The sequence below is a fragment of the Roseateles asaccharophilus genome (assembly GCF_031458115.1).
Lineage (GTDB): Bacteria > Pseudomonadota > Gammaproteobacteria > Burkholderiales > Burkholderiaceae_C > Pelomonas > Pelomonas asaccharophilus_A.
The window spans coordinates 102,075-128,430 of record NZ_JAVDXV010000007.1; the positions used below are offsets into that span (position 1 = coordinate 102,075).

The following is a 26,356-nucleotide window of genomic DNA, read 5'->3' on the forward strand; positions in this document are numbered from 1 at the left end:
ACGCCCGGATACTCCCGCCATGCGCAACCCACCGCCGCTGCCGCGGCCCACACCCGAACAGATCGCCGCCCTGCCGCCCTACCCGGCGCTGCCGGTCGGTCGCATCCATTTGCTGAAGACGCCCGAGCAGCTGGAGTTCGCCGCCGCCGCGCTGCGCGCCGCCGGCCATGTGGGTTTCGACACCGAGAGCAAGCCCACCTTCGTGGCCGGCGCGCCGCAGACCGGGCCCGAGGTCATCCAGTTCGCGACGCCGACCGACGCCTTCATCGTGCAGACCGCCACGCCGGGCGTCGAGGGCTTTCTGCAGGCCATGATCGAGTCGGACGACGTGGTCAAGGTCGGTTTCGGCCTGGCGTCCGACCGGCCGCAGATCTACCGCAAGCTGGGCCTGCGGCTGGGCGCGTCCATCGACGTGTCGCAGATGGTCAAGCGCCTGGGCTTCAAGGACGCCGTGGGCCTGAAGACCGCCGTCGCCGTCGTGCTGGGCCAGCGCTTCACCAAGTCCAAGAAGGCCACCACGTCCAACTGGGCCAACAAGACATTGACGCCGCAGCAGCTGCAGTACGCGGCCAACGACGCGCATGCGTCGCTGCTGGTCTACCAGGCCTTGGAAACCGGCTAGGCCGGTGTCGATCAACTTGACACTTCGAGGGCTCGCTTTGCCCTGACGTCGCGAACCAGCGGCGTTTACCCAGGAAGCCCCCCTAGCTCGAAACGAACGGCGCGATCCATGCTTCCCGCATGACTTCACTTCCGGAGCTCGCCATGCCATTCACCCGACTGGTTCCCGCGCTGCGCCATGCAGGCGCGCTGCTCACCCTGGCTCTCGCGCCGCTGGCCCACGCCGCGCCTGTGGTGGTGGACTTCTCCAACTACGCATCGACCGGCGTTCATGCCACTGTCAGCAGCGGCGGCTTCGACTTCTCGCCGGCCGGCGGCTCTCTGGCGGTCGCCTTCAACGGCTCCTCCTGCAGTCCGACCTGCGCGGCCAACGGCACCACGGCACTCGCGGTGGGCAGGCCCGGCCTGGTTCCAGCCACCGTCGCGCCGGTCACGATGAGCACCGCCATCTACGCGTCCTTCCGGCTGACCGGCCTGGACTATGCCGAACTGAGCCTCAACGCGACCGATGACTGGAGCGCGTCTTCCCTGCTCCTGACCGGCACGCTGCTGGGCGGCGGCACGATCTCGCAGTTGCTGGCCATCGACGGCGCCAACGACGGCCCCGGCGGCGATGCCGATTTCCAGGCGGCCGTGCTTGATGCGATCTGGGGCAGCAGCGACCTCGTCTCGCTTCAGTTCACCGGCTTCATTGGCGCAGACAGTCCACACGCCTTTCAACTCGACAACATCGGGCTGGATGTCAGCCGCGTCGGGCGTCTGCCTGAACCCGCGAGCCTGGTGCTCGTCGGCCTGGCCTTGGCCGCCGCCAGCCAGACCCGGCGCCTGCGTCGGCGTTGAGTCTGGGCTGACTCAGGTCGGCAGGCTGGGGTGGGGCCAGCCCGGCTCCACCACCAGCGGCATGCCCGCGCCGCTGCGCCAGGCCTGCAGCCAGTCCTCAGGCGAATGCACCGCCCCCGGTGCCAGTCCACGCACGATGCAGCCGGCCGCGGCGCCGCACGCGGCGATCTGCACCAGTTGCTCCGGCGCGAGCACGCCGCCTATGCCCACCACCGGCATGGGCGCCATCGCAGCCCACCAGCTCAGGTTGTCCAGCCCCTGCGGCCGCCAGGGCATGGCCTTGGTGGTAGTGGGCCACAAGGGGCCGCAGGCCACGTAGTCCGGCGCCCACGCAACCGCACGGGCCAGCTCCCACAGGCTGTGCGAGCTGAGGCCTAGCCGCAGGCCGCGGGCACGCGCGTCGGCCAGTTCGCGGCGTTCGGCGCTGGACAAGGCCAGCAGGTCTTCCTGGCCCAGATGCACGAAGTCCACGTCCATCGCGATGGCCTCGCGCCAGTGGTCGTTGACGATCAGCGTGCTGCCGGGCCGGCGCGCGGCCTTGATCTCGGCGCGCAGCCGGGCCCGCCACGCGGCATCACCCTCGTCGTCCGTTCGCTTGATGCGCAGCTGCACGGTGCGCAGCCCCGCGTCGAACAGCGCGGCCGCGTGGGAGCCGCTGTCGGTGATCGCGTAGACGCCTTCGACGGCGGGCGCCGGGTGGCGCTGCAGCGGCCAGTCGCGCCGCTCGTCGAACAGCGCCGGCAGCAGCGTCGGGTCGGTGATGAAGCCGGCATCGGGCCGCACGGGGCCGGCGCCCGCGCCGGGTGACGGCCCGGCCCGCAGGCCGGAGGTCGTCAGCATCTTGGCCAGCACGGCCGCGTCGGCCGCCACGAAGCCGCGTGCCAGCGCGGCGGCCAGCGCGGTCGCGAAGCAGCAGCCGGTGCCATGGTGGTTGCGGGCGTCGCGGCGCGGCAGCGCCAGCCAGCCGCGCGCGTCGCGGCTGTGCAGCCAGTCCAGCGCCAGCGGCCCGGCCTCGTCGCCGCCGGTGATGCAGACGGCCTGCACGCCCAGCGATTGCAGCTCCAGCGCCTGCACCGCGGGCTCGCCGTCGCCCACCAGGCGCGTGGCCTCGCGGCGGTTGGGCGTGACAACGGTGGCGCGCGGCAGCAGTTCGTCGCGGTAGGCGCGCAGCATGGCGTCGTCAGCAAAGCTGGCGCCGGTGGTGGCGCGCAGCACCGGGTCCACCACCAGCGCGACGGGGCCGCGCGCGCGCAGCCGGTCCACCCAGCGCGTGACGACGCGCAGCTGCTCCACGCCGCCCAGCAGGCCGGTCTTGATGACGGCGGGCGGCAGGTCGTCGGCCAGCGCGGCGAGCTGGGCCTCCAGCCGCTCGGGCGAGACCGGCAGTACGGCCTCGACGGCCACGCTGTTCTGCGCGGTCAGCGAGGCGGCCACGGGGCACAGGTGCACATCCATCACGTCAGCCGCGCGCTGGTCGGCGGACAGGCCCGCGCCGCCGCCACTGTCCAAGCCGGCAATGCTCCAGATGATCGGCTTGTTCATGAGATCAGAAAGGGCCTCCCGCCCACCGGTGTGCTGGCCACCGCCATGTCCTGTCGGGCCATCACGCCGGCCTCGAAACCCAGTCGCCCGGCCGCAATGGCCTGGCCAAACGCCGCGGCCATGCGGACCGGATCGCCGGCCTGCGCGACCGCAGAGTTCAGCAGCACGCCATCAAAGCCCAACTCCATCGCCTGCGCCGCATGCGACGGCGCGCCGATACCGGCGTCCACGATCAGCGGCACGCCGGGCAGGCGTTCGCGCAACGTGCGCAGCGCGAACGGGTTCAGCAGGCCCTGACCCGAGCCTATGGGCGCGCCCCAGGGCATCAGCACCTGGCAGCCCACGTCCAGCAGACGGCGGCAGGTGACGAGGTCGTCGGTGCAGTAGGGAAAGACGTCGAAGCCGTCCTTGACCAACTGCTCTGCGGCCGAGACCAGCTCCCACGGATCGGGCTGCAGCGTGTATTCGTCGCCGACGACCTCCAGCTTGATCCACGTCGTGTCGTACAGCTCGCGCGCCATGTGGGCCAGCGTGACGGCCTCCTGCGCGGTGCGGCAGCCGGCGGTGTTGGGCAGCAGCTGGCCGCCGCTCTGGCGCAGCGTGTCGCGGATGGCCGCGACGAAGCCGTTGTCGCCCGCCGCCGCCAAGGTGCGCTTCAAGCCCACGGTCAGCACGCGGGCGCCGCTGGCGTGGATGGCCTGGCGCAGCACGTCGGGGGATGGGTAGCCGGCGGTGCCGAGCAGGAAGCGGCTCGCCAGGCTGCGGCCGTAGAGGGTCCAGGTCATGGTCATCCGCCAGTGATGGGTTGGATCAGCGTCAGCTCGTCGCCGGGCTGGATCAGCGTCGCCGCGCGGCGCGCGCGCGGCACGAAGGCGCCGTTCAGCGCGGTCGCGACCGCGTCATCGGCCCGGCCCTGTTCGGCCAGCAGCGCCGCGACGTTCAAGCCTTCGCGCCAGGGCTGAGGCTGATGATTGAGCGTGAACTCAGACATGTTGAAGTGCCTTCTCGGCGAGCGCCGGCGCCAGCAGCCAGCCGTGGCGGAACAGGCCGTTGATGCGCAGCAGGCCGCGCTCGTGGGTGACGCAGGGCCGGTGATCCGGCAGCGCCGGGCGCAGGTTGGTTTCCATGTGAACAATGCGCGCCTCGGCCAGCGCCGGCAGCACGCTGTGAGCGGCCGCCATCAGCTCGACGGCGCTGCGCAGGCTGACCGGCGAGCGGTCCTCGCTCTCCACCTCGGAGGCGCCGACGACGATGACGTCGCCCGGCCGCGGCACGAGGTAGACGCGATGCCGCGGATGCATCAGCCGCACGGGCCGGTGCATCGCAACGCCGGGCGCATGCAGCCACAGAATCTCGCCGCGAACGCCGCGCAATGTCGCCATGTCGGGCTTGGCGCCCAGGCCGCGCGTGTCGATGACGAGGTCGGCATCAAGGCGGTAGCCGTCATCCAGCTCGACGCAGTGCGGCTGGACGGCGGTGGCGCGCCGCCCCCATTGCCAGTCGACGCCCGGCGCCTGCTCGGCCAGCGCCACCAGCAGCTCGCACGGCAACACCTGGCCCTCGCCGGGCAGCCACCAGGCCTTGAGGTCGGGCGCCAGCGCCGGCTCCAGCATCTGCAGCGCGGCACGATTCAGCGGCTCGGGACCGTCCTCGATGCGGGACAGCACGCGCTGCGCCGCGCCCGCGTCGCAGCCATGCGCCAGCAGCAGGCTGCCCTCGGTCTTCACGAGCTGCGGCCGGCCCAAGGCCGCGGCAATGCCGGGCCACAGCGCAAGCGAACGCCAGCCCAGCTCGACGACGTCGGGCTCCGCATGCTCCTGCTCGGCCAGCGGGCTCAGCATGCCGGCTGCCGTGAAGGCCGCGGCACCGGGCTCGTGAGGGCCCGAGGCGGGGTCCACGACCTGCACCCGATGCCCCGCCCGAGCCAGCTGCCAGGCCAGCAGCCGGCCCATGACGCCGGCGCCTGCAATGGCGATCTGCTTCACGCCTGCGGTTTGATGGGGATGTAGAACTCGCCGCCCGCCGCCTTGAACTCGGCGGACTTCTGCGCCATGCCCTCCGCGGCCACATCGGCCGCCTCCAGTCCATGGGCGTTGGCGTAGTCGCGCACGTCCTGCGTGATCTTCATCGAGCAGAACTTGGGGCCGCACATGGAGCAGAAATGCGCTTCCTTGGACGAGTCCTTGGGCAGCGTCTCGTCGTGATAGTCGCGCGCCGTGTCGGGGTCCAGGCCGAGCGCGAACTGGTCATGCCAGCGGAACTCGAAGCGCGCCTTGCTCATCGCGTCGTCGCGTGCCCGCGCGCCGGGGTGGCCCTTGGCGATGTCGGCCGCATGCGCGGCGATCTTGTAGGCGATCAGCCCCTGCTTCACGTCGTCGCGGTCGGGCAAGCCCAGGTGCTCCTTGGGCGTCACGTAGCACAGCATGGCCGTGCCCATCCAGCCGATCATGGCCGCACCAATGGCCGAGGCGATGTGGTCGTAGCCCGGCGCGATGTCTATGGTCAGCGGGCCCAGCGTGTAGAACGGCGCCTCGTGGCAGTGCTTCAACTGCTCGTCCATGTTGGCCTGAATCAGGTGCATGGGCACATGGCCGGGGCCTTCGATCATGGTCTGCACGTCGTGCTTCCACGCGATCTGCGTCAGCTCGCCCAGCGTCTTCAGCTCGGCGAACTGCGCCTCGTCGTTGGCGTCGGCGCCGCTGCCGGGGCGCAGGCCGTCGCCCAGCGAGAAGGTCACGTCGTAGGCCTTCATGATTTCGCAGATCTCTTCGAAATGCGTGTACAGGAAGTTCTCGCGGTGATGCGTGATGCACCACTTGGCGAGGATGGAGCCGCCACGCGACACGATGCCCGTGCGGCGCTTGGTGGTGAGGTGGATGAACGGCAGCCGCAGGCCGGCGTGGATGGTGAAGTAGTCGACGCCCTGCTCGGCCTGCTCGATCAGCGTGTCGCGGAAGATGGCCCAGGTCAGGTCTTCGGCGACGCCGCCCACCTTCTCCAGCGCCTGGTAGATGGGCACCGTGCCGATGGGCACGGGCGAGTTGCGAACGATCCAGTCGCGCGTCGTGTGGATGTTTCGACCGGTGGACAGGTCCATCACCGTGTCCGCGCCCCAGCGGATGCTCCACACCAGCTTCTCGACTTCTTCCTCGATGCTGGACGTGACGGCCGAGTTGCCGATGTTGGCGTTGACCTTCACCAGGAAGTTGCGGCCGATGATGGTCGGCTCCAGCTCCGTGTGGTTGATGTTGGCCGGGATGACGGCACGGCCGCGGGCCACCTCGTCGCGCACGAACTCGGGCGTGATGATGTCGGGAATGCGGGCGCCCATCGCGTTTCCCTTCAGGCGCTGCTCACGCTCGGCGTCGCCAAGATAGTCGCGCATCCATTCGCGCTTGCCGTTCTCGCGCAGCGCGACGAACTCCATCTCCGGCGTGACGATGCCGCGGCGCGCGTAGTGCATCTGGCTGACGTTGGCACCGGCTTGCGCACGGCGCGGCTGTCGCTGCAGCGCGGCGGCCTCGGCGCGCAGTTGCAGGATGCGCTCGTTGTCTTCCTTGCCGCCGTCGTCCAGCGCGACGCGGGTGCGGCCGGTGTAGGCCTCGGCGTCGGCGCGGTCGCTCACCCAATTGGAGCGTATCGGCGGCAGGCCACGGCGCACGTCGATCTGCGCGCTGGCGTCGGTGTAGGGGCCGGAGGTGTCGTGCACGACGACGCGCTCGCCGTTCGTCAGCGCGATCTCGCGCATGGGCACGGCCACGTCGGGCCGGCTGCCAGGCACATAGACCTTGGTGGACGCCTGGAAGGGCTCGCGCGTCAGCGACAGGCGCTCGGCCAGGGAGATGTGGGGGTCGGGGGCATTCATCGCGGCGGTCTCCTGGAGCAGTTGATCGATTGCTCCAAGGCCGCCTGCGAGGTACGGGCGAGCGCCCACGGATGGGCTTCGCCTGCACGCCGCGTGGCATGCGCTCTCCTTACGCCGGTACTAGCCGGTTCAAGTTCACGGGTTCGGTCGTCATCGACCGTCTCAGCGTCAAGGCCTGCAACAAGGCAGGCCCCGGCACCCCGGAGCGGGGGCGATTGTGGCACGGGTCCAGGGCCCGCCGAGCGCCGCGCCAATCCGCCAAGTTGCATCGCAAAGTTTCCGGCAAGCGGGTTCATCCACATTTGGAAACGATGTAGTAACGGGTTTGCACCTACCCTGCCGGCAAGTTAGCAGTTGTGTGTCCATGGAGTTTTCAGAGCTTTTCACGCAGAGCGCGCGCGACGTCCTGCCACATGCCAGGAGGAAGGGGCTTGTTGCCTACTTCGACTATCGCGGGCCGCGCCTGGAGCTCGGCGACCCGGGGCCCTACCTGAGGGCGGGCATCCACCGCATCTTGTTGGGCATCGTCGACTGCTTCGAGTCGGGCTTCGTCATGTTCAGCGCCGAGGTGTCGGCGCCGGTGTTCGGGCGAAGCAACATCGTCATCCACGCTGCTGGCACCGGAGCCAGCCGCACGTCAGACGTCGTGGGCGTGTTGCAGCGCCTGCGCCTGGTGCCGGAAACGGCCGATCCGGACGGCAGCCTCGTGCCTCATGCAGAAGGCCCATGTCCCGCCACGAGCGGCACCGTCCAGTTCGTCGACGCCGGTGAGAACGGGCTGGTCATTTCACTGAAGGGTGACGTGGCGGCGGAAGAGCCGCCGTTCGAGCACACGCCCGATGCCGCTGGCACCGTGGCATGGCTGGTGAGCGTGGTGCCCGGCGCACTGGACTCGGTCGAGATGCGCTTGCGCCTGCTGGGCTGGCATGTGTTGTCGTTTGCATCGCTGGAAGACGCCGCGGCGGCAACGTCTTCAGGGCTGGCCCCGATGCTGATGATCGTCGCCGAGCACGACGGCGAGGAACTGCCGCTGCTTGAACAGGTGGCCGAGGCCCTGCCCAGCCTCTGGACGGTGCTGGCCGTGGTCGCGGGCTCCGACACGCTTCGCCAGCGCGGCCGCGGCCCGGTCGACATCCGGGTGCTGCCGCTCAGCCCGCTGGAACTGGAACGCTTCACGGCCCACGTCGACATGCGGACCTCGACGGCGCTGTCGCGACTGACGTCGCCGGCGCCGCTTTACGTCCAGGAATGTCGGCGTGTGCTTGTCGTCGACGACAACCTGGTCAACCAGATCGTGGCCCGGGGCCAGCTCGAAGCGCTGGGCTACGAGGTGGTGGTTGCCTGCGATGGCATCGAGGCCCTCGACTCCTGCTGCGATGAGCCCCCCGACATGGTCCTGATGGACGTGGACATGCCCGTCATGGACGGGCTGGAGGCCAGCGAGCACTTGCGGTCGTTGCAGCGCATCGGCACCTTGCCGCCGTTTCCCATCGTCGCGGCCACGGCCGGTGACAGCGAGTTGCGGCGTAGTGCCTGCATGAGCGCGGGCATGGACGGCTACCTCAGCAAGCCCATGAACCTGCGGGTCCTGGCCGACGAATTGCACCGGGTGCTGCCAGGGCGAGCCACACCCATGGAAGCGTGAGACTGCCCTGCTGCTGAACGATCACGCGGCTTGCCTGCGCCCCAACCGCCAGGCCGCCAGCGCCACCAGCAGCAGCACCGCTGCGACGCCGAAGGTGTGCCGCATGCCTACCGCGACGTCGGCAGGCGCCGCGACCGGGCCCGTCCAGGCGGCGAACACCGCGGCCATCAGCGACGCGCCCGTTACCAGGCCCAGATTCCTCGACAGGTTCAGCAAGCCCGAGACCACGCCGCGCTGGGCCGGGTCGGCGCCGCCCATCACTGCGGCGTTGTTGGCCGCCTGGAAGAGCGCATAGCCGGGCGTCAGGATCGCCAGTGGGCCGACGTAGGCCAGCGCGCTGCCGGCCGGCAGCAACGCCAGCAGCGGGCTGCCCGACACCATCAGTGCGAGGCCCAGCACCATGGCCCGATGAGCGCCGAAACGGTCGACCAGGCGGCCGGCCGGCACGCCGCTGAACGCCGACACGGCGGGTCCGATGGACATCAACCCGCCGACCGTTGCAGCGCTCAACCCGAGACCCCGCGCCAGGTGGAAAGGCCCGACGACCAGCGTCGTCATCATGACCGTCGTGACCAGCGCGTTCATGACGAGGCTCATGCCCAGCACCGGCTCGCGCAGCCGCTGCAGGCTGACCAACGGCGCCGCGGCGCGGGCCTCGGCGCGCACGAAGCCGAGCAGGCCCAGCGCGGCCACCGCCAGCAGGCCGAGATGCTGGGTCATCGCCAGCGCGTAGGCCGCCAGCGTCAACGCCAGCCAGAACGTGCCCGGCAGATCAAAGCCCGCCGCAGGTTGGCTCGCCCGGTCCGCGGGCAGGTAGCGCCATGCCATCGCCAGCACCAGCAAACCCAGCGGAACGTTGACGGCAAATATCGCGGGCCAACCGAAGGCTGCGATCAAGATGCCCCCCACAGACGGCCCCAGTGCCGTGCCGACGGCCGACATCGTGCCCAGCAACCCCATCGCCGTGCCGGCGCTTGCTTTCGGCAGTGCCGCGCCGATGAAGGCCATCGTCAACGCCATCATGGCTGCAGCGCCCACGCCCTGCAGCGCACGTGCGGCGATCAGCAGCGGCAACGTGGGTGCCAGCGTGCACAGCGCCGATGCCGCCGTGAACAGCGCGATGCCTCCCAGCAGCAAGCGGCGCCGCCCGATCAGGTCGCCCAGGCGGCCGGCGCCGACGATGAGCGTTGTCGTCGCCAGCAGGTAGGCCAGCACGACCCATTGCACGTCGGCGACGCCGGCACCGTGGGCGCTGGCCAGCGTCGGCAACGCCACGTTGGCGCTGCTGACCGCCAGCGAGGGCAACAAGGTGGCCAGCGCGAGCGTGGCGATCACGCCGGCAGCGGGCGCGGTGGGGGTTGAATCAAGGGTGACGGTGTTCATGCCCAGACCTTAGGCATTGGTGAGGCCTGGCGGAAGACGCATCATCTGCACTTCATCAATGCATGAGACGCCATGTCTGACCTGAACCTGCTGCTGACGCTGGACGCCCTGCTGACTGAGGGCAGCGTCGCCGGTGCCGCGCGCAGGCTGCGGCTGAGCCCGTCGGCCATGAGCCGGTCCCTCGCCCGGCTCCGCGAAGCCACCGGCGACCCGCTGCTGGTGCGCGCGGGGCGTGGGCTGGTGCCCTCCCCTCGTGCGCTGGAACTGCGCGAACGCATCGGCCCGCTGGTACAGGAGGCTCAGGCGGCACTACGGCCGGCGGATGCGTTGAAGCTGGACAAACTGGAGCGCGAGTTCACGCTGCGCACGCGTGAGGGCTTTGTCGAGAACTTCGGCGCGGCGCTGCTGGCGCGCATGGCGAGCGAAGCGCCCGGTGTGCGGCTGCGCTTCGTGCCCAAGTCCGATCGTGACAGCGGGCCGCTGCGCGATGGCAGCGTGGACCTGGAGACCGGCGTGATCGGCTCGACGATGGGGCCCGAGTTGCGCACGCAGGCACTGTTCCGTGACCGCTTCGTTGCCGTCGTACGCGATGACCATGCGCTGGCGCGCGGCCGGCTGACGGCCAAGCGCTACGCGGCCGGCCGGCATGTCGCCATTTCGCGGCGCGGCACGGCGGCCGGGCCGATCGACGACGCGCTGTCGACCCTGGGCCTGAGCCGGGACATCGCCGTCACGGTAGCGGGGTTCGCCGAGGCGCTGGCCTTGGCACGCGGCATGGCCCTGATCGCGACGGTGCCCGAGCGGCATACGGGCCATCTGCGTGCGGGCCTGACAAGCCTTGCGCTACCGCTGGCGCTGGAACCTTTCACCGTGTCGCTGCTGTGGCATCCGCGGATGGAGGGGGATGCGGCGCACCGGTGGCTGCGGGGCTGTGTGCGGGACGTCTGTACAGCACAGCCGGCTTCAGTAGCCCATCGTGCGCCAAGCGCATCTTCAAGCCGGTAACAACGCGCTGCTCTTACCGATGTTTGTTGGCATAGTCGTTGCCCATCAATCAGTTGCGGCGGTGGCTTCGTTGTTGCGCGGCAGCACCGGCTCGCCCTAGAACGTTAGAGCGAATGAGCACGATACGGCTACATGACGATCCAAGCCGGACTACTCCGGTTGGCTTAGCGCGCTATGCGACGGATTTCTTCCGGGCGGCTATCGCGGCCGACGATGTACTTGGCAAGCACGCAGGCTATGAACTCATCGCCCCCATCCCAGTAATGTTCCTAGTTGGGCAGGCCATCGAGCTGGCGCTCAAGGCCTACCTACTGCACAAGGGCGTAGAACTGAAGAGGCTCAGGCAAGACTTTGGGCATGAAATACATCGCGCCCTTCGTAAGGCAAAGGAGTTGGGGCTTTTTGATGCGGTACCGCTTACGCCGGAAGATGAAGCCACAGTGGAATTGCTGAACTCGCTCTATGCATCAAAGCAGCTCCAGTACATCGTCACAGGCGCAAAAACGTATCCGGTATTCGGGCCACTGGAGCAAGTTGCACGAAAACTTGTCTACGGCATTGGCCCGGTTGTCGGGTACCAAGCAAGGTGATGATGCCCGCCAACGTTTCCTTGCACCGATTCCTGGCTAGCTCCGCCGTACGGTCGGCTGGACTACAAGGTTGATTCTTCACACATCAACATTTCTACCCATTCCACCAACAAAAAGGGCCGACCACTCACGCGGCCGGCCCAGGCGCTGAAGCGCTCGAGGGAGATCGGTTATTCCTTGTCCGCCGGCATCGCGCCCGGCATGCCGTGCAGCGGCAGCGCGGTTCCACCGCCCTGCTCTTCAGCAGCCTTCACAACAGGCTTCTTCTCGCGCACCAGATAGCTGTACAGCACCGGCACCACCACCAGCGTCAGCAGCGTCGACGTGATGACGCCGCCGATGATGGCGCGGCCCATGGGTGCCTGGATCTCGCCGCCGTCGTTCAGCGCGATGGCCATGGGCAGCATGCCGAACACCATGGCGGCCGTCGTCATGATGATGGGGCGCATGCGGATCAGACCGGCCTCGCGCAGTGCCTCTGCCACCGTGGCGCCGGCCTTGCGGGCGTGGTTGGCGAAGTCCACCAGCAGGATGGCGTTCTTCGTGACGAGGCCCATCAGCATGACCAGGCCGATCATCGAGAACACGTTCAGCGTCGAGCGCCACAGCAGCAGCGCCAGCATCACGCCGATCAAGGCGAGCGGCAGCGACGCCATGATCGCGATGGGCTGAAGGAAGCTGCCGAACTGGCTGGCCAGCACGATGTAGATGAAGATGCCGGCCAGGGCCATCGCCGCGAGCAGGCCGTTGAAGGCCTCGGCCTGCTGCTTGCCGGCGCCGTCCACCTTGAAGCTGGTGCCCGGCGGCAGTTGCGTGGCCTTGATGAGCTTCTGCACATCGGCGTTCACGTCGCCGCCCGGGCGGCCTTGCACGCCGGCGAACACGGCCTCGCGGCGCTGCAGGTTCTCGCGGCGGATGACCTCGGGGTTGAACACGGGCTCGATGGTGGCGACCTGGTCCAGCGTGATGGGCGCGCCCGAGGCCGAGAAGGCCACCGGCAGCTTGGCCATCTGCTCGATGCGCTCGCGCTGGTCGCGCGGCAGGCGCAGCAGCACTTCCACCTGGTTGCCGTCCGGCGTGGTCCAGTAGGTCGCGATCTCGCCGTTGACGTAGGCACGCAGGCAGGACGCGATCTGCGGCGCGGTCAGGCCCAGCTCGCGGATGGCGGAGTCCTTCAAGCGCACGGCAAAGGCCGGCAGGCCGGGCTTGACCGTCGTGTCCACGTCCACCGCCCCGGGGATCTTCTTGATGTTCTCGACCAGGTCCTTGGCGGCCTGCGTCAGCACCTCGGGGTCGCTGCCCAGCAGCGTGATCCAGATCGGGCGGTCGAAGCCCACGCTGACCTCGATGCCGGGGATCTTGGCAATGTCGGCGCGGATTGCGTCCTCGATCTCCTTCTGCGTGCGCTTGCGTTCGCTGCGCTCGGTCAGCGTGATGTTCAGCGACGCCTGGTTGCGGCCGGTGGCCATGCCCTCGCCGGTGCTGCCGACGACGGACGACACGGTCTTGATCTCGGGATAGCCCTTCAGGATCTCCTCGATCTGCGCGACCTTGGCGCTGCCGCGCTCGATGCTGCTGGCCACGGGCATGCGCAGGTTGACCTGCGTGAAGCCGTTGTCGGTCTGCGGCACGAACTCGCTGCCCACCATGGGCGCCAGCATCAGCGCCGCGACGAAGCTGGCAAACGCGCCCCACATCACCAGGCCACGCGGCGTCAACGTCGCGAAGCGCAGCCGGCGCTTGGCGGCCTTGTCGCGCTTGCCCTGGGCATCGAAGGGACGACCGTAGGCGGGCACCGGCGGCACGAACACGCGGTAGCGGCGGCCGGAAAAGGCCCAGTCGATGGTCTTGGCGTAGAAGTCGTGCAGGCGATCCATGCCCCAGTCGGTCGCGCGGATCAGATGGCCGATGACGGGCCAATGCTTGATGCGCGCGTTCGGCGGGTCTTGCCAGACGGAGGACAGCATGGGGTCCAGCGTGAAGCTGACGAACAGGCTGACCAGCACGGCCACCGCCACGGTGATGCCGAAGGGGTAGAAGAACTTGCCGATGATGCCGCCCATGAAGGCGACGGGCACAAACACCGCGCAGATGGCGAAGGTCGTCGCCATGACGGCCAGGCCGATCTCGTTGGTGCCGTCGAACGACGCCTGGCGGTGGTCCTTGCCCATGCCCACATGGCGCACGATGTTCTCGCGCACGACGATGGCATCGTCGATCAGCAGGCCGATGCACAGGGAGAGCGCCATCATCGTCATGAAGTTCAGCGTGAAGCCGAAGGCATGCACGGCGATGAAGCTGGAGATGACGGCGATGGGCAGCGTCAGGCCCGTGATGATGGTCGAGCGCCAGCTGTGCAGGAACAGGAACACGATGGCCACGGTCAGCAGCGCGCCTTCGATCAGCGTGTGCTGCAGGCCGGTCAGCGAGCCTTTCACGAAGTCGCTGGCGGCATAGATCAGGCGCAGCTCGACGTCCTTGGGCAGCGTCTTGCGCAGTTCGTCCATCGTCTCCTTGATGGCGTCGCCGGTCTTGACGATGTTGGCGTCCTGCTGCTTGAAGACGTTGAAGCTCACGGCCGGCTGGCCGTTGATGCGGGCGATGCTGTCCTGCTCGCGCTCACGCTCGACCAGCGTGCCGACGTCGTTCAGCGTCAGCGCCAGGTTGCCGCGGCGGGCGATCACCATGTTGCCGAAGGCCTTGGGGTCCTTCACGCGGCCTTCCACGCGCAGGATGGCGTCGGAGGTCTGGTCGGACAGCAGGCCCACCGGCTGGTCGGCATTGGCATCGGCCAGCGCCTTGGCGATCTCGGCCGGCGTCACGCCGTAGGCGCGCAGCCGCATCGGGTCGAGGTCGATGCGCACCTCGCGGGTGGTCATGCCGCCAACATCCACCTTGGCCACGCCTTCCACGCGCCCCAGGCGCTTGGAGACGATGAGGTCGGCCATCATGGACAGCTCGCGCGAGCCGCGCGTGGCGCTCAGCAACGCCATGACGACGACCGGCTGGGCGTTGTCGTTCTGGAAGCGCTGCACCGTGGGCGGCTTGGCATCGCGCGGGAACATGGACTGCGCGGCAGCCACGCGGTCGCGCAGGTCCTGCATGGCGCGATTCATGTCGGCGTTCAGCGAGAACTCGACGCTGGCCTGCACGCGGCCTTCGAAACTGCGCGACTGGATGCGCTCGATGCCGGCAATGGTGTTCAGCGCCTCTTCCAGCGGCTTGGCGATCTCTCGCTCGACCGCCTCAGGCGACGCGCCGGGGTAGCGCACGTCCACCATCGCGCCGGGGAAGGAGATGTCGGGCATCTGCTCGACGCCCAGGCGCGAGTAGGCAAACAGGCCCAGCACGCACAGGGCCACCATCACCATGGTCGCGAAGACCGGGTTCTGGATGGAAACGCGGGTCATCCACATGACGCGGCCCTCACTGTTGCGCCGGCGCCGAGGCGGCGCTCGCGACCTTGGCCGACTTGGTCGCCACGATGGCGGCGGGGTCGCCTTCACGCAGGTTGTCGAAGCGCGCGGCCAGCACCTGGGCGCCGGGCTTGAGACCGGTCAGGATCTCGACGCGACCCTCACGGGCATCGCTGCGGCCGGTGGTGACGATACGGCGTGCCAGCGTGCCGTTCTCGATCATCCAGACCTGTTCCTGGCCCGAGTTGCGGCTGATGGCGGCAATGGGCACGGTCAGGCGCTGCGTGTCGTCGGCCAGCACCACCTTGGCGGCGGCGTACTGGCCGGCGCGGTACAACTCCTTGGGGTTGTCCAGCACCAGCGTCACGCCGATGGAGCGCGTGCCCGGCTCGGCGGCGGGCGCGATGCGTGCGATCTTGGCCTCCACCGGCTGCTCCACGCCCTCGACCTTGACCTGCACCGCCATGCCCGGCTGCAGGCGGCTGACCTCGTGCGTGCCCACCAGGCCGGCCAGTTCCAGCTTGGCCAGGTCCACGATGGTCAGGATCTGCTGCTCGGCGGCCAGCTTCTCGCCCGGCAGCGCGTGGCGCTTGGAGACGATGCCGTTGATGGGCGACACCAGCGCCGCCTGGCGCATGGTCACCTGGCTGGTGTCCAGCTGCGCCTTGGCGGCCTGCCAATTGGCGCGGGCGGATTCATAGGCGGCCTTGGAGTTGTCCAGCGCCGTCTGCGCGATGAAGTTCTTGGAGGCCAAGCCCTCGTTGGCCTTGTAGCTGCGCTCGGCCTGGTCCATCTGGGCCCGCATGGCCTCCACGCTGGCGCCGCGCTCGGCGATGCGGTAGCGCAGCTCCTCCAGGTCCACCTGGCCCAGCCCCTGGCCGGCCTTGACGCGGCTGCCCTCGCCCACAGCCAGGTTCAGCAGCGTGCCGTTGGACTTGGCCCGCACGACCACCGTGCCCGGCGCCACCAGGGGCCCGCTGAACTCGATCTGTGCCGGCATGGCGGTGACCACCGGCTTGACGACCTCGCTGGCCACGAACTCCAGCGTCGTCTTGGGCTTGGCCTCGCCGGGCTTTTTGGGCCCGTCACCCTTGCTGGCCATGACGGCCACACCGGCCCCACCCACTACCAGCACCACGGCGGCGATAGCCCCCAACTTGTACGACTTGCGCATGACTCCCCCAAACACTTCTAGACAGACCTTTGCAGTCTAGAAATGCAAGACGAGTGGCGCAGCGGACTTGTGACGAAACGCGGATTGCGGGGGCTGAGCTGCATCGGCGGCCGATCGGGCCCGCCGCCTCAGCGCGACGAACTGCAGATCAGGCGGGCCGGCTGGCCGCGATGGGGTCGACCGGCAGCACCACGTCGCCGCACTGGGCGCGGTGGCGCAGCGCATGGTCCATCAGCACCAGCGCCAGCATCGCCTCGGCGATGGGCGTGGCGCGAATGCCCACGCAGGGGTCGTGGCGACCAAAGGTTTCCACCGTGGTCGGGTTGCCTGCACGGTCGATGCTGGCCTTGGGGCTGCGGATGGAGCTGGTGGGCTTGATCGCGATGCTGGCCACGATGTCCTGGCCGGTGGAGATGCCGCCCAGCACGCCGCCCGAGTTGTTGCTGGCAAAGCCCTCGCGGCTCAGCTCGTCGCCATGCTGCGTGCCGCGCTGCGACACGACGCCGAAGCCCTCGCCGATCTCCACGCCCTTGACGGCGTTGATGCCCATCAGCGCGTAGGCGATGTCGGCGTCCAGCTTGTCGAACAGCGGCTCGCCCAGGCCCACCGGCACGCCGGTGGCTTCCACGCGGATGCGAGCGCCGACCGAGTCACCGGCCTTGCGCAAGGCGTCCATGTAGGCCTCCAGCTCCTCGATCTTGCTGGCATTGGCCGCGAAGAACGGGTTCTGGCCCACGTGCTGCCAGCCCTCGAACGGGATCTGGATGTCGCCCAGTTGCGTCATGCAGCCGCGGAACTCGGTGCCGAACTTCTCGCGCAGCCATTTGCGGGCCACGGCGCCGGCGCCCACCATGGGCGCGGTCAGCCGCGCCGACGAGCGGCCGCCGCCGCGCGGGTCGCGCACGCCGTACTTGCGCCAGTAGGTGTAGTCGGCGTGGCCGGGGCGGAAGGTGTCGAGGATGTTGCCGTAGTCCTTGCTGCGCTGATCGGTGTTCTCGATCAGCAGGCAGATGGGCGTGCCGGTGGTGACGCCCTCGTAGACGCCGGACAGGATCTTGACCGCATCGGGCTCGTTGCGCTGCGTGACGTGCCGGCTGGTGCCGGGGCGGCGCCGGTCCAGCTCGGGCTGGATGTCGGCCTCGCTGAGCGCAAGGCCGGGCGGGCAGCCGTCGATGACGCAGCCGATGGCCGGGCCATGGCTTTCGCCGAAGTTGGTGACGCGGAAGAGTTCGCCGAAGGTGCTGCCTGACATATGCCCGAAATTTTAGATGCCGCGCACAAGCAAAAGCGGCCTGAAAAGGCCGCCTTGTCGGGAACCGGAGGGTCGCTCAGAGTTTGGGCTCGACTTCCGCGGGGTTCTCCTCCACGGGCCAGTCGCGGATGTAGGCCTTCAGCATGCGGTTTTCGAAGTCTTGACTGTCCACCACGGCCTTGGCCACGTCGTACAGCGAGATCACGCCCATCAGCGTCTTGCCGTTCATGACCGGCATGTAGCGCGCGTGGCGGCCCAGCATCATGCGGCGCACCTCGTCGATCTCGGTCTCGGGCGTGCAGGTCAGCGGCGCGTCGTCCATGACCGTGCGCACGATGGTCGAGCCCACCGCGCCGCCGTTCTTCACGACGGCCTGGATGACCTCGCGGAAGGTCAGCATGCCCACCAGCTCGCCGTGGTCCATGACCACCAGCGAGCCGATGTCGCGCTCGGCCATCACGGCCAGCGAATCTTTCAGCGCCTCATCGGGCGTGACGGTGAAAAGGGTGCCGCCTTTGACACGCAGGATATCGACGACTTTCATAGGGGCCTCCGTGAGAGATACGCGGTCAACATAGCACAGTCTGCCCGCCCAACCACACCCAGACAAGCACCAGCCGACGCCTGCGTGACAGGGATAGCTCCCTTGCCGCAACAGGGGCGGAGCGCTTGAATCGCTGCATGAGCGACCAACGCTTCTCCCGCTTCGCGGACTTCTACCCCTTCTACCTGCGCGAGCACAGCGACCGCCGCAACCGGCGGCTGCACTTCATCGGCTCGACGCTGGTGCTGGTGTGCCTCTGGCAGCTGCTGGCCACCGGCCGACCGGTGTGGTTCCTGAACATGCTGCTGTGCGGCTACGGCTTCGCGTGGGTGGGGCATTTCTTCTTCGAGAAGAACCGGCCGGCCACGTTCAAGTACCCGTTCTACAGCCTGATGGGCGACTGGGTCATGTACGCCGATATCTGGCGTGGACGAGTCAAGCTCTAGCCCGAAGCTAGTTCCGCCAGGCCACGCCGATCTGCGCCGAGGCGCCGCCCGGCTTCTGCACCAGCGGGCTGTCCGCTGCCGGCCCCAGCAGGCGGCTGGCGCCGGCCGAGCCGAACACGAACCAGTGCTTGGCGAACATGTGCTTGAAGTTGATGCCGGCATGCACGTCGCGCAGCCCGGCGCCGGGCTCATAGGCCGGCTTGCCGCTGGCGGTCACGGCCGAAACGGGAACGCCGAAGTAGCTGCGCATATTGCGCGAATCGGCCGCCGACACGCCGATGCCGGTGGTCCACTCCGTTGAGTCGCTGCGGTAGAGGCGCCAGCCAGTGTCCACGCTGAGCGTCAGGCCGCCGCCGCGGCCCAGCACGTCCTGCGAGGCCGAGGCGCCGACGTTCCAGTCGCGCGTGAGGCTGTAGTTCGCGTAGACCCGCGCGCGCAGCGTGCGCCGTACATCCGGCAGGCCTTGCGTGGTGCTGGCATCGCCGCTGTCGCGGCCGCCGTCGATGCTGGCCGAGATGCCCAGCCGCCATTGGTCGGTCTCCACCAGCTGCGTGCTGGCGCCCGCGCCAGCGCCTTCGCGGCCAAAGCCCAGCAGCGCGCTGCCGCCGGCGGTCGTGATGCGGATGCGGCCGATCTTGGCGGCCCACACGGGCTTGAGTTTGGTGTCGCGCGTGCGGGCGCCTTCGTACTCGGGGCCGGTCGCCATCGCCACGCCCAGCAGATAGCGCGCGGGCGGGCTTTCGGCGCGCTCTTCGCGCGGCGGCGTTGACTGCGCCTGCACCGGCAGGACCGCCGCGGCAGCGATGGCAAGGACGACGGACCTGGCACTCATGCGGGCCAGACTACTCGCGGCGTCGCCCGCCGTGTGTCAGCCAACGCAGCGCAGATGTGTCAGTTCCGGTCCTTTGTCATGACCGAGATGACCTGTCGCGCCTCGGACGTGTCAGTCGCGTCGACCTTGGCGCCACGGGACAGCGACTGCGCATAGGTGTAGACCATCGCGCCGCGCGAGCGCACGCCCAGCTTGCAGTAGATGGTCTTCAGGTAGGAGCGCACCGTGAACTCGCTGATGTGCAACCTTGCGCTGACCTGCTTGGTCAGCAGGCCGTTGCAGATGAGCTGCACGATCTGCAGCTCGCGGTTGGTGAGCAGTGTGTGCAGCTCGGCAGCGGCGCGCGGCGACGGCGCAGCCACGCTGTCGGGCACCACCGCGTAGCGATGGCCGGCCCATTCGAAATGCACGATCTCGTCGGGCAAATAGCACTGCCGCAGCCGCGAGCTGCCTGGTGTGGCGGCGTGGTCCGGCAGGCGCTCATCCACGCAGACGATGCGCAGGCTGTGGCCACCCAGCTCCAGGCTCGCCGCGGCGGCTTCGGCATCGGGAATGTCGCGAGGCATGTTCATGTCAGACCTCGGCGCATCGCTGTCGTCGTGCATGCAAGCTGGCCATAACGCTTCTCCCTGAAGTGGACGAGGTCCCGCTCTCGGATTGCCAGGGCGCAGGCATTGTTGCCAAGACCGCCGCCGCCGGCACCGGGCAAGCTTGGGGTCTGGCGACGTGAATAAGTGCTGGACGCCGGCTACCGAGTGGCTGCGCATCATGCGTCCGCGGGCGTCTCTCGCGCGTCACCCCCATCGATGCCCTCAAACGAGGGCGTGCCGATGCGTTGGTGCGTCAGCGCTGCTCACTCCTCGCCACCCCGCATGCGGCCAGCACAAAACACGTTTTGTCGCGCCGCACGCCGCTGCCTAGAGTGACCTCACGGTAGCGATGCCGCCTTGGCTTGGAGGCCCCGAATGGATCAGAACCCCTTTGACAACGAGCTGATGGACGAGGCTGACGCCCTCGATGCCGCCGACGTGAGCGACGGCGCCGACGAGGGTTTCGACGAAGCCGACAGCAGCGACGGCATGGACCTGATGGAAGACCTCGGCGATGACGACGGGGGCGACCTCGGCGACGGTGCCGATGGCTTCGAGGCCGACGCCTACGATGGTGCGGACTTCGCCGACGACGGCGCCGAGGGCGGCGACGCGATGGCGCTGTGGGACGCGTTCGAGGACGAAGTCGCCGACGGCCTGGACGCCGCCGACGAGGACGAGTTCCTCGGCCGCATCCTCGGTGGCCTGGGTCGCGCCGGCGGCATGCTGCGGCGTGGCCTGGGCGGCGCGGCCGGCATGGCGGGCCGCGTGCGCGGCATCGCCCGCCAGGCCCAGCGCGTGGCCGGCGGCGTGGGCCGCGTGGCCGGCCAGGTGTCGCCCGCCGCGATGGCGGCGTCGCGGCTGGCGCAGATGCTGGGTGCCCGCGGCATTGCCGGCGGCCTGCGCAACGTGGCCGGTGGCGCGCGCCGCGTTCAAGGTTGGGCCGGCACCGCCGGGCGCCTGGCCGGCGGCGTGGCCAACACGGCCGGCAGCGCGCAAGGCGTGCTGGGCCAGTTGAGCCAGCTGATCGGCAGCGGCGGCGACGAGATGGACGATTTCGATGCGCTGGCCGATGCGTTCGAGGACGGCGTGGACGAGGCGCTGCCCGCCGTCGTGGCCCTTGCGGCCCGTGCCGCGGCGCGCGGCCTGGGCTTCCGCAACGTGAACCACCTGACGCAAGCCGGCCGTCGCGCCATCGTGCGCGGCACGGCGTCGGCCGCCCGCGAGCTGGTGCGCCAGCGCGGCCGCGGCGCCGTGCGCGCCCTGCCCCGGCTGGCCCAGTCGGCCGCCCGCGTGGCCACGCGCAGCACGCCCACGCCGCAGCGCGCGGCGCAGGCGGTGCGGCGCGCGCTGCCGGCCACCGCGCGCCGCGTGGCCCAGCAACCGCAGACGTTGCGCCGCCTGGTCCAGCCCAGCGCGGGCGGCAGTGCCGCCAGCCGCCCGCGGCCGGCCGCCGCACCGCTGGCGCGCGACAACCGCGTGGGCCGCGGCCAGCGCAGCAACCGCATCACCGGCACCCGCACTTTCAACATCGACGGCCCCGTCTCGCTGACGGTCACGCCGCGCTAACCGCCAGTTCAACGCAAGGAGATCACCATGGACCGATTCGAAGCCGACGTGATGGACGACCTGATGTCCGACGCCGCAGATGGCCCGGCACGCCAGATCAGTGCCTACGACGAGTTCGACGAATTCGACGAGGGCGATGAGTTCGACGGCGCCGACGAGGGCGACGACGAATTCCTTGGTCGCCTGCTGGGCGGCATCGGCCGCGTGGCCGGCGGCCTGATGGGCGGCGGTGGTGGCGAGGGCTTCGACGAGTTCGATGAGTTCGACGAAGGCGACGACTACGACGAGTTCGACGCCGCCGATGACGATGGTGACGACGCCTTCGAAGCGGCCGTGGCCGACGCGATGGACGCTGGCGACGGCGACGAGTTCTTCCGCCGCCTGGGCCGCATCGCCCGCGGCGTGGGCCGCGGCATCGGCCGCGTGGCGCGCACGGTGGCTCCCATCGCCAGCATGATTCCGCTGCCGCAGGCGCAGATGATCGGCCGCATCGCCAACGTGGCCGGCCGCCTGCTGGCCGACGGCGCCGACGAGTTCGAGGCCTTCGACGAACTGGTGGACGGGCTGGACGAGGACGGCATCGACGCCGCCGCCCCGGTGCTGGCCGGCATGGTCATCCGCCGTGCGCTGCCGGGCGTGGCGCGGGCCGCCGCCCCGGTGCGCCGCGCCGCGGTGCGTGCCGTCAGCCAGGCCGTGCGCGGTGCCGTGCGCCGCCAGGGCCCGCCGGCCGCGCGTGCGGTGGCGCGTGCCGTCACGGCCACGCGTCGCGTCGTGCAGCGCCGCCGGCTGCCGGCCCGCCAGGCGGTGCGCGCGGTGCAACGCGTCACGCGTCAGGTAGCCGCCCGCCCGCAGACCGTGCAACGCCTGTCGCGCCCGCTGGTGGCTCCGGCCCGCCGCGTGACGCCACCCGGCCGCGCCGCGCAGGTGGTGGCACGCGCCGTGGCGCCCATCGCCCGCCAGGTGGCGGTGACGACCGGCCGCATCACCCGCGTGGGCGGCGGCTGCCCGCATTGCGCCCGCGGCCGCCGCGTGCTGGCGCGTGGCCCGGTGGTCATCAACCTGCGCTGCCGCTGAGCGCAATCACCACACAGAACAAGAAGGGGCGGATCATGAGCGTGCGGCGCTTTCTGCAGGCCAAGATCACCGGGCTGTCGGCCCGGCTCTCGCGGCTCGCGCGCGTGGACAACGCCTTCGTGGGCCTGCGCCCGCAGGACATGCCCTACGCACCGTCCGCCGAGCATTTCCGCGTGGCCAACGCGCGGCTGGCGGCGGTGGAGCAGCGCATCCGCCAGCGCTTCGAGGACCTGCAGACCGATGTGAACCAACGCGCGCCGCAGCGCGTGCTGGTGGACATCGCGCTGGTGGAGCGCGAGCTGGACCGCGCGCGACGCCTGTTCGGCATGTTCTACGAGGTGTTCGCGCAGCGCGGCACGGCCTTCGGGCCGTCGCTGGCGGCGCACGACAACATCGCGGCCGACTGCTACCGCGCCATCCGCCAGACCGCGCCGCGGCTGTTTGATGCGCCGCTGCTGAAGCCGGTGTCGTACATGGAGCACGGCTACTCGCCGGCGACGATGCGGCGCGACGTGTCGCTGTCGCGGCTGCTGGGCGAGGCCAACCCCTTTCCGCTGATCCGCATCCCCTGGGACCGCGACCAGCCGTGGCAGAGCGTGTTCCTGCACGAGGTGGCGCACAACCTCCAGGCCGATGCCGGCATCTGGCAGGAGAACCGCCAGGCGGTGCTGCGCCGCGTGATGGGCCGCTCCGGCCCCATGCTGGCTTCGGTCTACGGGCGCTGGCACAAGGAGATCTTTGCGGATCTCGCCGCCATCCTGCTCGGCGGGCCGGCGGCGGCCTGGGGCATGGCCGATTTCCTGGCCCATCCGCAGCCGCGCACGATGACCTTCCGCCCCGGCGGCGCGCATCCAACGGCCTACCTGCGCGTCTACCTGCTGGCCGAGATGATGCGCCGCATGGGCTTCGGCGACGACGCGACCAAGCTGCTGCGCGTCTGGCAAGGCCTGTACCGTGCGCAGAACGGCCACCGCATCCCGGCCGGGCTGATGAGCAGCGCGCCGCGGCTCATCCCCGAGGTGGTGGACGAGATCGCCTTCCAGACCCGGCGCAACCTGGCCCAGCGCGCGCTGGCCGACGTGATCCGCTTCGACCGCGCCGACCAGGACGCCATCCAGGAAGGCGCGCGCCGGCTGCAGGCCGGCCAGGTGGCCGAGCTGCCGCCGCGCCACGTCGTCAGCGCGGCGCACTACGCGCTGGAGAGCGGCCGCATCGCGCCGGCGCGGCTGGCCCAGAACGTCATCGAACAACTGAGCGGCAACGGCAAGCGCCCCACGGCGCTGCGGCTGGCCGCCTGACCCCGACTTTCACAGCAAGGACAACCCATGGCCTCCTCCAACACCCTGTCCACCGCCACCGTGCACACCGGGCAAGACCGTCTGGTGCTGGACAACCTGATCCGCCGCGAACTGAAGGTGGGCGATCCCAGCGACCCGCAACAGGTGGCGCAGGCGCTGCTGCAGCGCTACAGCGCCGACCCGCGCGCCCAGGCCATAGGCCAGGAGTCGCGCGGCCTGCCCTTCCTGCAGGCGGCCAGCGCCGCGCCGCCGGTCGTGCAGATGCTGACCGCCGCCGGCGGCTCGGAATGGCAGCAGGCGCTGGACGACATCAACGTGGACCTGGAACACCTGTCGCGCAGCGCGCTGCTGAAGGACGTGGCGCCAGAGCTGCGCGGCTGGGGCCAGGCGATACGCGCGGCGCTCAGCGAGGGCTACAACGCGGCCCGTTTCGCGCTGGACCCGCGCAACCGCGACAAGGGCTTCGCGATGCGCCGCCAGCTCAACGACTACGCGCGGCTGGCCCGGCTCGTGGGCGCGCACACGCCCGCCATGCTGACCGACTATCGCAAGCTCGCGCAAAGCCTGGACGAGGCGGCCAACCTGCTGCTGGTCATCATGGGCGAGGCGCTGGCCAACGTGGGCTTCGGCGGCGGCCGCTACGTGCCGCAGGTGGCCTACTCCGACCTGCAGACGCGCCGCGATGCGGTCATCTACGCGCTGCGCAACCTGGTGGGCAGCACGCAGCAGGCCTATGGCCCCGAAGACTGGCCGCGCGGGCTGGATGCCTACCGCCAGCTCAACCAGCTGCTGGACTCGCAGGGTCAGAGCGACCTGCGCTCGCTGCTGGTGGAGACCGAGCTGGCGCGCACGATGGACGAGCTGGTGCAGCGCAGCGGCGACACCACGTCCGAGGGCCTGCGCGCAGTGGGCTCCACGGCCACGCTGGCGCTGGAGCGCTTCCGCCGCATGGTGGTGGTGGCGCGCCGCGGCGTCAGCCCCGAGTCGCCGGCGCTGTATGCCTTCCTGGAGGCGCTGCAGCTGTTCGCGTCGGCCTTCGACTCGGCCGGTGGCTTCCGGCTGATGAAGATCGCCCGGCCGCCCATCCTGTTCTACGGCCTGTACGGCAGCACGGGGCTGGACCCGGCCGACCGCCGGCTGGTGGATCTGGTGACCCAGCGCGGCCTGATCGCCGACGGCATCGACTGCTCGGCCGAGAGCTGCTGCCAGACGGACCGGCGCTGCCTGGTGCTGCTGGACAAGGTGCTGTACGACCTCGACCGCGCCATCGACCTGTACTCGCTGGGCTTCGTCAACTTCGGCGCCGCCGAGCGCCGGGCCTCGGCCTACGGCTTCATCATCGAGCAGGTGTTGAACGTCGAACTGGAGCCCAACGACGCCTCCTGCATCCCGGCCGACTCCGACCTGCGCCCCAACCTGGAACAGGTGCGCGACACGCTGTGGCCTGATGTGAGGACCGTCAACGACGAAGCCATGCGCAGCGCCGTCTTCCGCATCGGCGACGTGGTGGCCGACACGCAGCGCCAGCTCGCCGGCCTCAACGGGCTGAACGCGCAGGCCACGGCGGCGCGCCAGCAGTTGGTGCAGTCGCTGGGCGACCAGCTGGCGACCGTGCAACTGGCGCGCGTCAGCATCGACGACCTGACGCTGCTCTACCGCACGCTCAGTCAGGCCGACAGCTTCCTGCTCGGCCACAACCGCTCCGTCACGGGCGACGCGGAGCTGGACGCCTACCTGGGCGTTGTCGAACAGGAGCTGTGCCTGCAGCAGGCGATGGAGTCCAACTGGGACAACCTGGTGCACTCGCTGGTGGCCAACTGCTCGCAGATCGACCAGTCGCTGAGCCTGGTGCAGGCGCTGGTGCGCGAGGCCGTCATCCGTGTCAGCGGCCGCCCGTGCACGGAAGGCGACATCGACCTGCCGCCCACGCTGGAGACGACGTTCGACACCTTCGTCGAGCGCGTGGACCGGCTCGGCAACGGCCGCCCCAGCAACGCCCCGTTGCGCCGCCGCCGCTAGCCCCCTCCAGACCCATCACCGCCGCATGCGCAGGAGCTCGACATGAACAGACACTTTCCCGAGATCTACCGGATCGCCGCCCAGCCGCTCCACCTCAACCTCGGCGCCACGGCCGACACGGTGGACGAGATCGACAAGGCGGTGCGGCAGCTGGTGCAGGACGGCAAGGCCCTGACCGCGGTGCCGGCCACGCTGACCAGCGTGGAGCGGATCACGACGACCACCCAGCAAAGCGTGCTCGGTACGCAAGCGGATCTCAACAGGTTCGCCGGCGAGACCAAGGCTCAGCTGGGCCGGCTCGAAGTGCTGATCAAGGCCGGCCCGTCGTCGGTGGGCGGCCGGCTCAACGCCGACTCGGTCCCGCTGGTCCGCAAGCTGACGCAGGCCCAGGCCGTCGCGCTGGACGAGACGCCGGACGACAAGCACACCAGCCCCCCGCACAAGGGCCGGCTGAAGAACGACGTGGCGCTGGAGGAGCTGCTGGCCGCCTCGACGACCGCGCAGGCGGTGCTGGCCCAGAAGGCGCCGGAGCTGCACAAGCGCTTCATCGACGCCTTCGGCCCGTTCCGCGGCAACGACCTGGCCGAGCGCGGCCGGCGCTACGCCGAGATGGACCGACTGGCCCACGACATCGTGGACTTCCTGAAGTGA

The 26,356-nt window shown here is 69.7% G+C and carries 23 protein-coding genes and 1 riboswitch; of the genes, 11 read left to right on the plus strand and 12 right to left on the minus strand.

Annotated elements, in window-relative coordinates:
* Positions 1 to 19: 19 nt before the first annotated feature.
* Both J2X21_RS17585 and J2X21_RS17590 read left to right on the plus strand, forming a co-directional pair.
* Entirely contained in the window at positions 20 to 622 is a 603-nt protein-coding gene (locus J2X21_RS17585) for a 3'-5' exonuclease (protein WP_310330753.1), read from the plus strand.
* A 143-nt stretch (positions 623 to 765) separates the two neighbouring features.
* Positions 766 to 1,461, plus strand: coding sequence for a PEP-CTERM sorting domain-containing protein (locus J2X21_RS17590; RefSeq protein ID WP_310330756.1), 696 nt, complete (start codon positions 766 to 768; stop codon positions 1,459 to 1,461).
* 12 nt (positions 1,462 to 1,473) lie between these two features.
* Here the strand turns inward: J2X21_RS17590 and J2X21_RS17595 are convergent, their stop codons facing one another.
* Genes J2X21_RS17595 through thiC form a run of 5 tightly spaced genes read right to left on the minus strand, consistent with a single transcriptional unit; the run spans position 1,474 to position 6,868 of the window.
* Positions 1,474 to 3,003, minus strand: coding sequence for a PfkB family carbohydrate kinase (locus J2X21_RS17595; protein WP_310330758.1), 1,530 nt, complete (start codon positions 3,001 to 3,003; stop codon positions 1,474 to 1,476).
* Positions 3,000 to 3,794: a thiazole synthase gene (locus tag J2X21_RS17600; protein WP_404667368.1), complete on the minus strand. Its 795-nt coding sequence runs from the start codon at positions 3,792 to 3,794 to the stop codon at positions 3,000 to 3,002. The genes J2X21_RS17595 and J2X21_RS17600 overlap by 4 nt, the downstream gene beginning before the upstream one ends.
* Positions 3,791 to 3,994 carry a sulfur carrier protein ThiS gene (gene thiS / locus J2X21_RS17605; RefSeq protein ID WP_310330762.1) on the minus strand — a complete coding sequence of 68 codons (204 nt, stop codon included), beginning with the start codon at positions 3,992 to 3,994 and terminating at the stop codon, positions 3,791 to 3,793. Before thiS ends, J2X21_RS17600 begins: the two co-directional genes overlap by 4 nt.
* Entirely contained in the window at positions 3,987 to 4,988 is a 1,002-nt protein-coding gene (locus J2X21_RS17610) for an FAD-dependent oxidoreductase (RefSeq protein WP_310330763.1), read from the minus strand. The genes thiS and J2X21_RS17610 overlap by 8 nt, the downstream gene beginning before the upstream one ends.
* On the minus strand, positions 4,985 to 6,868 hold the full coding sequence (gene thiC / locus J2X21_RS17615; RefSeq protein ID WP_310330764.1) for a phosphomethylpyrimidine synthase ThiC: 1,884 nt from the start codon (positions 6,866 to 6,868) through the stop codon (positions 4,985 to 4,987). Before thiC ends, J2X21_RS17610 begins: the two co-directional genes overlap by 4 nt.
* Before the next feature lie 89 nt (positions 6,869 to 6,957).
* A riboswitch (TPP riboswitch) is annotated at positions 6,958 to 7,081 on the minus strand.
* Between the two features lie 151 nt (positions 7,082 to 7,232).
* Here thiC and J2X21_RS17620 point away from each other — a divergent pair.
* Positions 7,233 to 8,513 (plus strand): response regulator, encoded by a 1,281-nt coding sequence (locus J2X21_RS17620; RefSeq protein ID WP_310330766.1) that lies wholly within the window; start codon positions 7,233 to 7,235, stop codon positions 8,511 to 8,513.
* Between the two features lie 21 nt (positions 8,514 to 8,534).
* Here the strand turns inward: J2X21_RS17620 and J2X21_RS17625 are convergent, their stop codons facing one another.
* Complete coding sequence (locus J2X21_RS17625) at positions 8,535 to 9,896, minus strand: MFS transporter (RefSeq protein WP_310330768.1); 1,362 nt, start codon at positions 9,894 to 9,896, stop codon at positions 8,535 to 8,537.
* Positions 9,897 to 9,968: 72 nt separating this feature from the next.
* Here J2X21_RS17625 and J2X21_RS17630 point away from each other — a divergent pair, with 72 nt between their 5' ends.
* Both J2X21_RS17630 and J2X21_RS17635 read left to right on the plus strand, forming a co-directional pair.
* Positions 9,969 to 10,901 carry a LysR family transcriptional regulator gene (locus J2X21_RS17630; RefSeq protein WP_310330770.1) on the plus strand — a complete coding sequence of 311 codons (933 nt, stop codon included), beginning with the start codon at positions 9,969 to 9,971 and terminating at the stop codon, positions 10,899 to 10,901.
* A 113-nt stretch (positions 10,902 to 11,014) separates the two neighbouring features.
* The gene (locus J2X21_RS17635) at positions 11,015 to 11,491 is read left to right on the plus strand and encodes a HEPN domain-containing protein (protein WP_310330771.1); all 477 of its coding nucleotides are present in this window, start codon (positions 11,015 to 11,017) and stop codon (positions 11,489 to 11,491) included.
* 170 nt (positions 11,492 to 11,661) lie between these two features.
* Here J2X21_RS17635 and J2X21_RS17640 read toward each other — a convergent pair whose 3' ends face one another.
* The 4 genes from J2X21_RS17640 to J2X21_RS17655 all read right to left on the minus strand — a co-directional run bounded on the left by J2X21_RS17640 (position 11,662) and on the right by J2X21_RS17655 (position 17,877).
* A complete protein-coding gene (locus J2X21_RS17640; RefSeq protein WP_310330773.1) occupies positions 11,662 to 14,907 on the minus strand; it encodes an efflux RND transporter permease subunit in 3,246 nt (1,081 codons plus the stop codon).
* A 10-nt stretch (positions 14,908 to 14,917) separates the two neighbouring features.
* Complete coding sequence (locus J2X21_RS17645) at positions 14,918 to 16,081, minus strand: efflux RND transporter periplasmic adaptor subunit (RefSeq protein ID WP_310330774.1); 1,164 nt, start codon at positions 16,079 to 16,081, stop codon at positions 14,918 to 14,920.
* A 148-nt stretch (positions 16,082 to 16,229) separates the two neighbouring features.
* Positions 16,230 to 17,333, minus strand: a complete 1,104-nt coding sequence (gene aroC / locus J2X21_RS17650; RefSeq protein WP_310330775.1) for a chorismate synthase — start codon at positions 17,331 to 17,333, stop codon at positions 16,230 to 16,232.
* A 76-nt stretch (positions 17,334 to 17,409) separates the two neighbouring features.
* Entirely contained in the window at positions 17,410 to 17,877 is a 468-nt protein-coding gene (locus J2X21_RS17655; protein WP_310330776.1) for a CBS domain-containing protein, read from the minus strand.
* 137 nt (positions 17,878 to 18,014) lie between these two features.
* Here J2X21_RS17655 and J2X21_RS17660 point away from each other — a divergent pair, with 137 nt between their 5' ends.
* Complete coding sequence (locus J2X21_RS17660; protein WP_310330777.1) at positions 18,015 to 18,323, plus strand: Mpo1-like protein; 309 nt, start codon at positions 18,015 to 18,017, stop codon at positions 18,321 to 18,323.
* 7 nt (positions 18,324 to 18,330) lie between these two features.
* Here J2X21_RS17660 and J2X21_RS17665 read toward each other — a convergent pair whose 3' ends face one another.
* Positions 18,331 to 19,155 carry a MipA/OmpV family protein gene (locus tag J2X21_RS17665; protein WP_310330778.1) on the minus strand — a complete coding sequence of 275 codons (825 nt, stop codon included), beginning with the start codon at positions 19,153 to 19,155 and terminating at the stop codon, positions 18,331 to 18,333.
* Positions 19,156 to 19,214: 59 nt separating this feature from the next.
* On the minus strand, positions 19,215 to 19,727 hold the full coding sequence (locus J2X21_RS17670) for a helix-turn-helix transcriptional regulator (protein ID WP_310330780.1): 513 nt from the start codon (positions 19,725 to 19,727) through the stop codon (positions 19,215 to 19,217).
* Between the two features lie 393 nt (positions 19,728 to 20,120).
* On the opposite strand from J2X21_RS17670, the gene J2X21_RS17675 reads away from it, so the two are divergent.
* From J2X21_RS17675 to J2X21_RS17695, 5 genes are read left to right on the plus strand one after another with little or no spacing between them, the layout of a single operon-like run.
* Positions 20,121 to 21,314 carry a hypothetical protein gene (locus J2X21_RS17675; RefSeq protein ID WP_310330781.1) on the plus strand — a complete coding sequence of 398 codons (1,194 nt, stop codon included), beginning with the start codon at positions 20,121 to 20,123 and terminating at the stop codon, positions 21,312 to 21,314.
* Positions 21,315 to 21,341: 27 nt separating this feature from the next.
* Entirely contained in the window at positions 21,342 to 22,388 is a 1,047-nt protein-coding gene (locus tag J2X21_RS17680) for a hypothetical protein (protein ID WP_310330783.1), read from the plus strand.
* Between the two features lie 35 nt (positions 22,389 to 22,423).
* Positions 22,424 to 23,686, plus strand: coding sequence for a hypothetical protein (locus J2X21_RS17685; RefSeq protein ID WP_310330785.1), 1,263 nt, complete (start codon positions 22,424 to 22,426; stop codon positions 23,684 to 23,686).
* A gap of 27 nt (positions 23,687 to 23,713) precedes the next feature.
* Positions 23,714 to 25,705: a hypothetical protein gene (locus J2X21_RS17690; RefSeq protein WP_310330787.1), complete on the plus strand. Its 1,992-nt coding sequence runs from the start codon at positions 23,714 to 23,716 to the stop codon at positions 25,703 to 25,705.
* Between the two features lie 42 nt (positions 25,706 to 25,747).
* A complete protein-coding gene (locus J2X21_RS17695; RefSeq protein ID WP_310330789.1) occupies positions 25,748 to 26,356 on the plus strand; it encodes a hypothetical protein in 609 nt (202 codons plus the stop codon).

What these genes read in the sequence shown, in the direction of transcription:
- J2X21_RS17585 (WP_310330753.1), top strand. Translation starts at nt 20, where the DNA reads ATGCGCAACCCACCGCCGCTGCCGCGGCCCACACCCGAACAGATCGCC.
- J2X21_RS17590 (WP_310330756.1), top strand. Translation starts at nt 766, where the DNA reads ATGCCATTCACCCGACTGGTTCCCGCGCTGCGCCATGCAGGCGCGCTG.
- J2X21_RS17595 (WP_310330758.1), bottom strand. Translation starts at nt 3,003, where the DNA reads ATGAACAAGCCGATCATCTGGAGCATTGCCGGCTTGGACAGTGGCGGC.
- J2X21_RS17600 (WP_404667368.1), bottom strand. Translation starts at nt 3,794, where the DNA reads ATGACCATGACCTGGACCCTCTACGGCCGCAGCCTGGCGAGCCGCTTC.
- thiS (WP_310330762.1), bottom strand. Translation starts at nt 3,994, where the DNA reads ATGTCTGAGTTCACGCTCAATCATCAGCCTCAGCCCTGGCGCGAAGGC.
- thiC (WP_310330764.1), bottom strand. Translation starts at nt 6,868, where the DNA reads ATGAATGCCCCCGACCCCCACATCTCCCTGGCCGAGCGCCTGTCGCTG.
- J2X21_RS17620 (WP_310330766.1), top strand. Translation starts at nt 7,233, where the DNA reads ATGGAGTTTTCAGAGCTTTTCACGCAGAGCGCGCGCGACGTCCTGCCA.
- J2X21_RS17625 (WP_310330768.1), bottom strand. Translation starts at nt 9,896, where the DNA reads ATGAACACCGTCACCCTTGATTCAACCCCCACCGCGCCCGCTGCCGGC.
- J2X21_RS17630 (WP_310330770.1), top strand. Translation starts at nt 9,969, where the DNA reads ATGTCTGACCTGAACCTGCTGCTGACGCTGGACGCCCTGCTGACTGAG.
- J2X21_RS17635 (WP_310330771.1), top strand. Translation starts at nt 11,015, where the DNA reads ATGAGCACGATACGGCTACATGACGATCCAAGCCGGACTACTCCGGTT.
- J2X21_RS17640 (WP_310330773.1), bottom strand. Translation starts at nt 14,907, where the DNA reads ATGTGGATGACCCGCGTTTCCATCCAGAACCCGGTCTTCGCGACCATG.
- J2X21_RS17645 (WP_310330774.1), bottom strand. Translation starts at nt 16,081, where the DNA reads ATGCGCAAGTCGTACAAGTTGGGGGCTATCGCCGCCGTGGTGCTGGTA.
- aroC (WP_310330775.1), bottom strand. Translation starts at nt 17,333, where the DNA reads ATGTCAGGCAGCACCTTCGGCGAACTCTTCCGCGTCACCAACTTCGGC.
- J2X21_RS17655 (WP_310330776.1), bottom strand. Translation starts at nt 17,877, where the DNA reads ATGAAAGTCGTCGATATCCTGCGTGTCAAAGGCGGCACCCTTTTCACC.
- J2X21_RS17660 (WP_310330777.1), top strand. Translation starts at nt 18,015, where the DNA reads ATGAGCGACCAACGCTTCTCCCGCTTCGCGGACTTCTACCCCTTCTAC.
- J2X21_RS17665 (WP_310330778.1), bottom strand. Translation starts at nt 19,155, where the DNA reads ATGAGTGCCAGGTCCGTCGTCCTTGCCATCGCTGCCGCGGCGGTCCTG.
- J2X21_RS17670 (WP_310330780.1), bottom strand. Translation starts at nt 19,727, where the DNA reads ATGAACATGCCTCGCGACATTCCCGATGCCGAAGCCGCCGCGGCGAGC.
- J2X21_RS17675 (WP_310330781.1), top strand. Translation starts at nt 20,121, where the DNA reads ATGGATCAGAACCCCTTTGACAACGAGCTGATGGACGAGGCTGACGCC.
- J2X21_RS17680 (WP_310330783.1), top strand. Translation starts at nt 21,342, where the DNA reads ATGGACCGATTCGAAGCCGACGTGATGGACGACCTGATGTCCGACGCC.
- J2X21_RS17685 (WP_310330785.1), top strand. Translation starts at nt 22,424, where the DNA reads ATGAGCGTGCGGCGCTTTCTGCAGGCCAAGATCACCGGGCTGTCGGCC.
- J2X21_RS17690 (WP_310330787.1), top strand. Translation starts at nt 23,714, where the DNA reads ATGGCCTCCTCCAACACCCTGTCCACCGCCACCGTGCACACCGGGCAA.
- J2X21_RS17695 (WP_310330789.1), top strand. Translation starts at nt 25,748, where the DNA reads ATGAACAGACACTTTCCCGAGATCTACCGGATCGCCGCCCAGCCGCTC.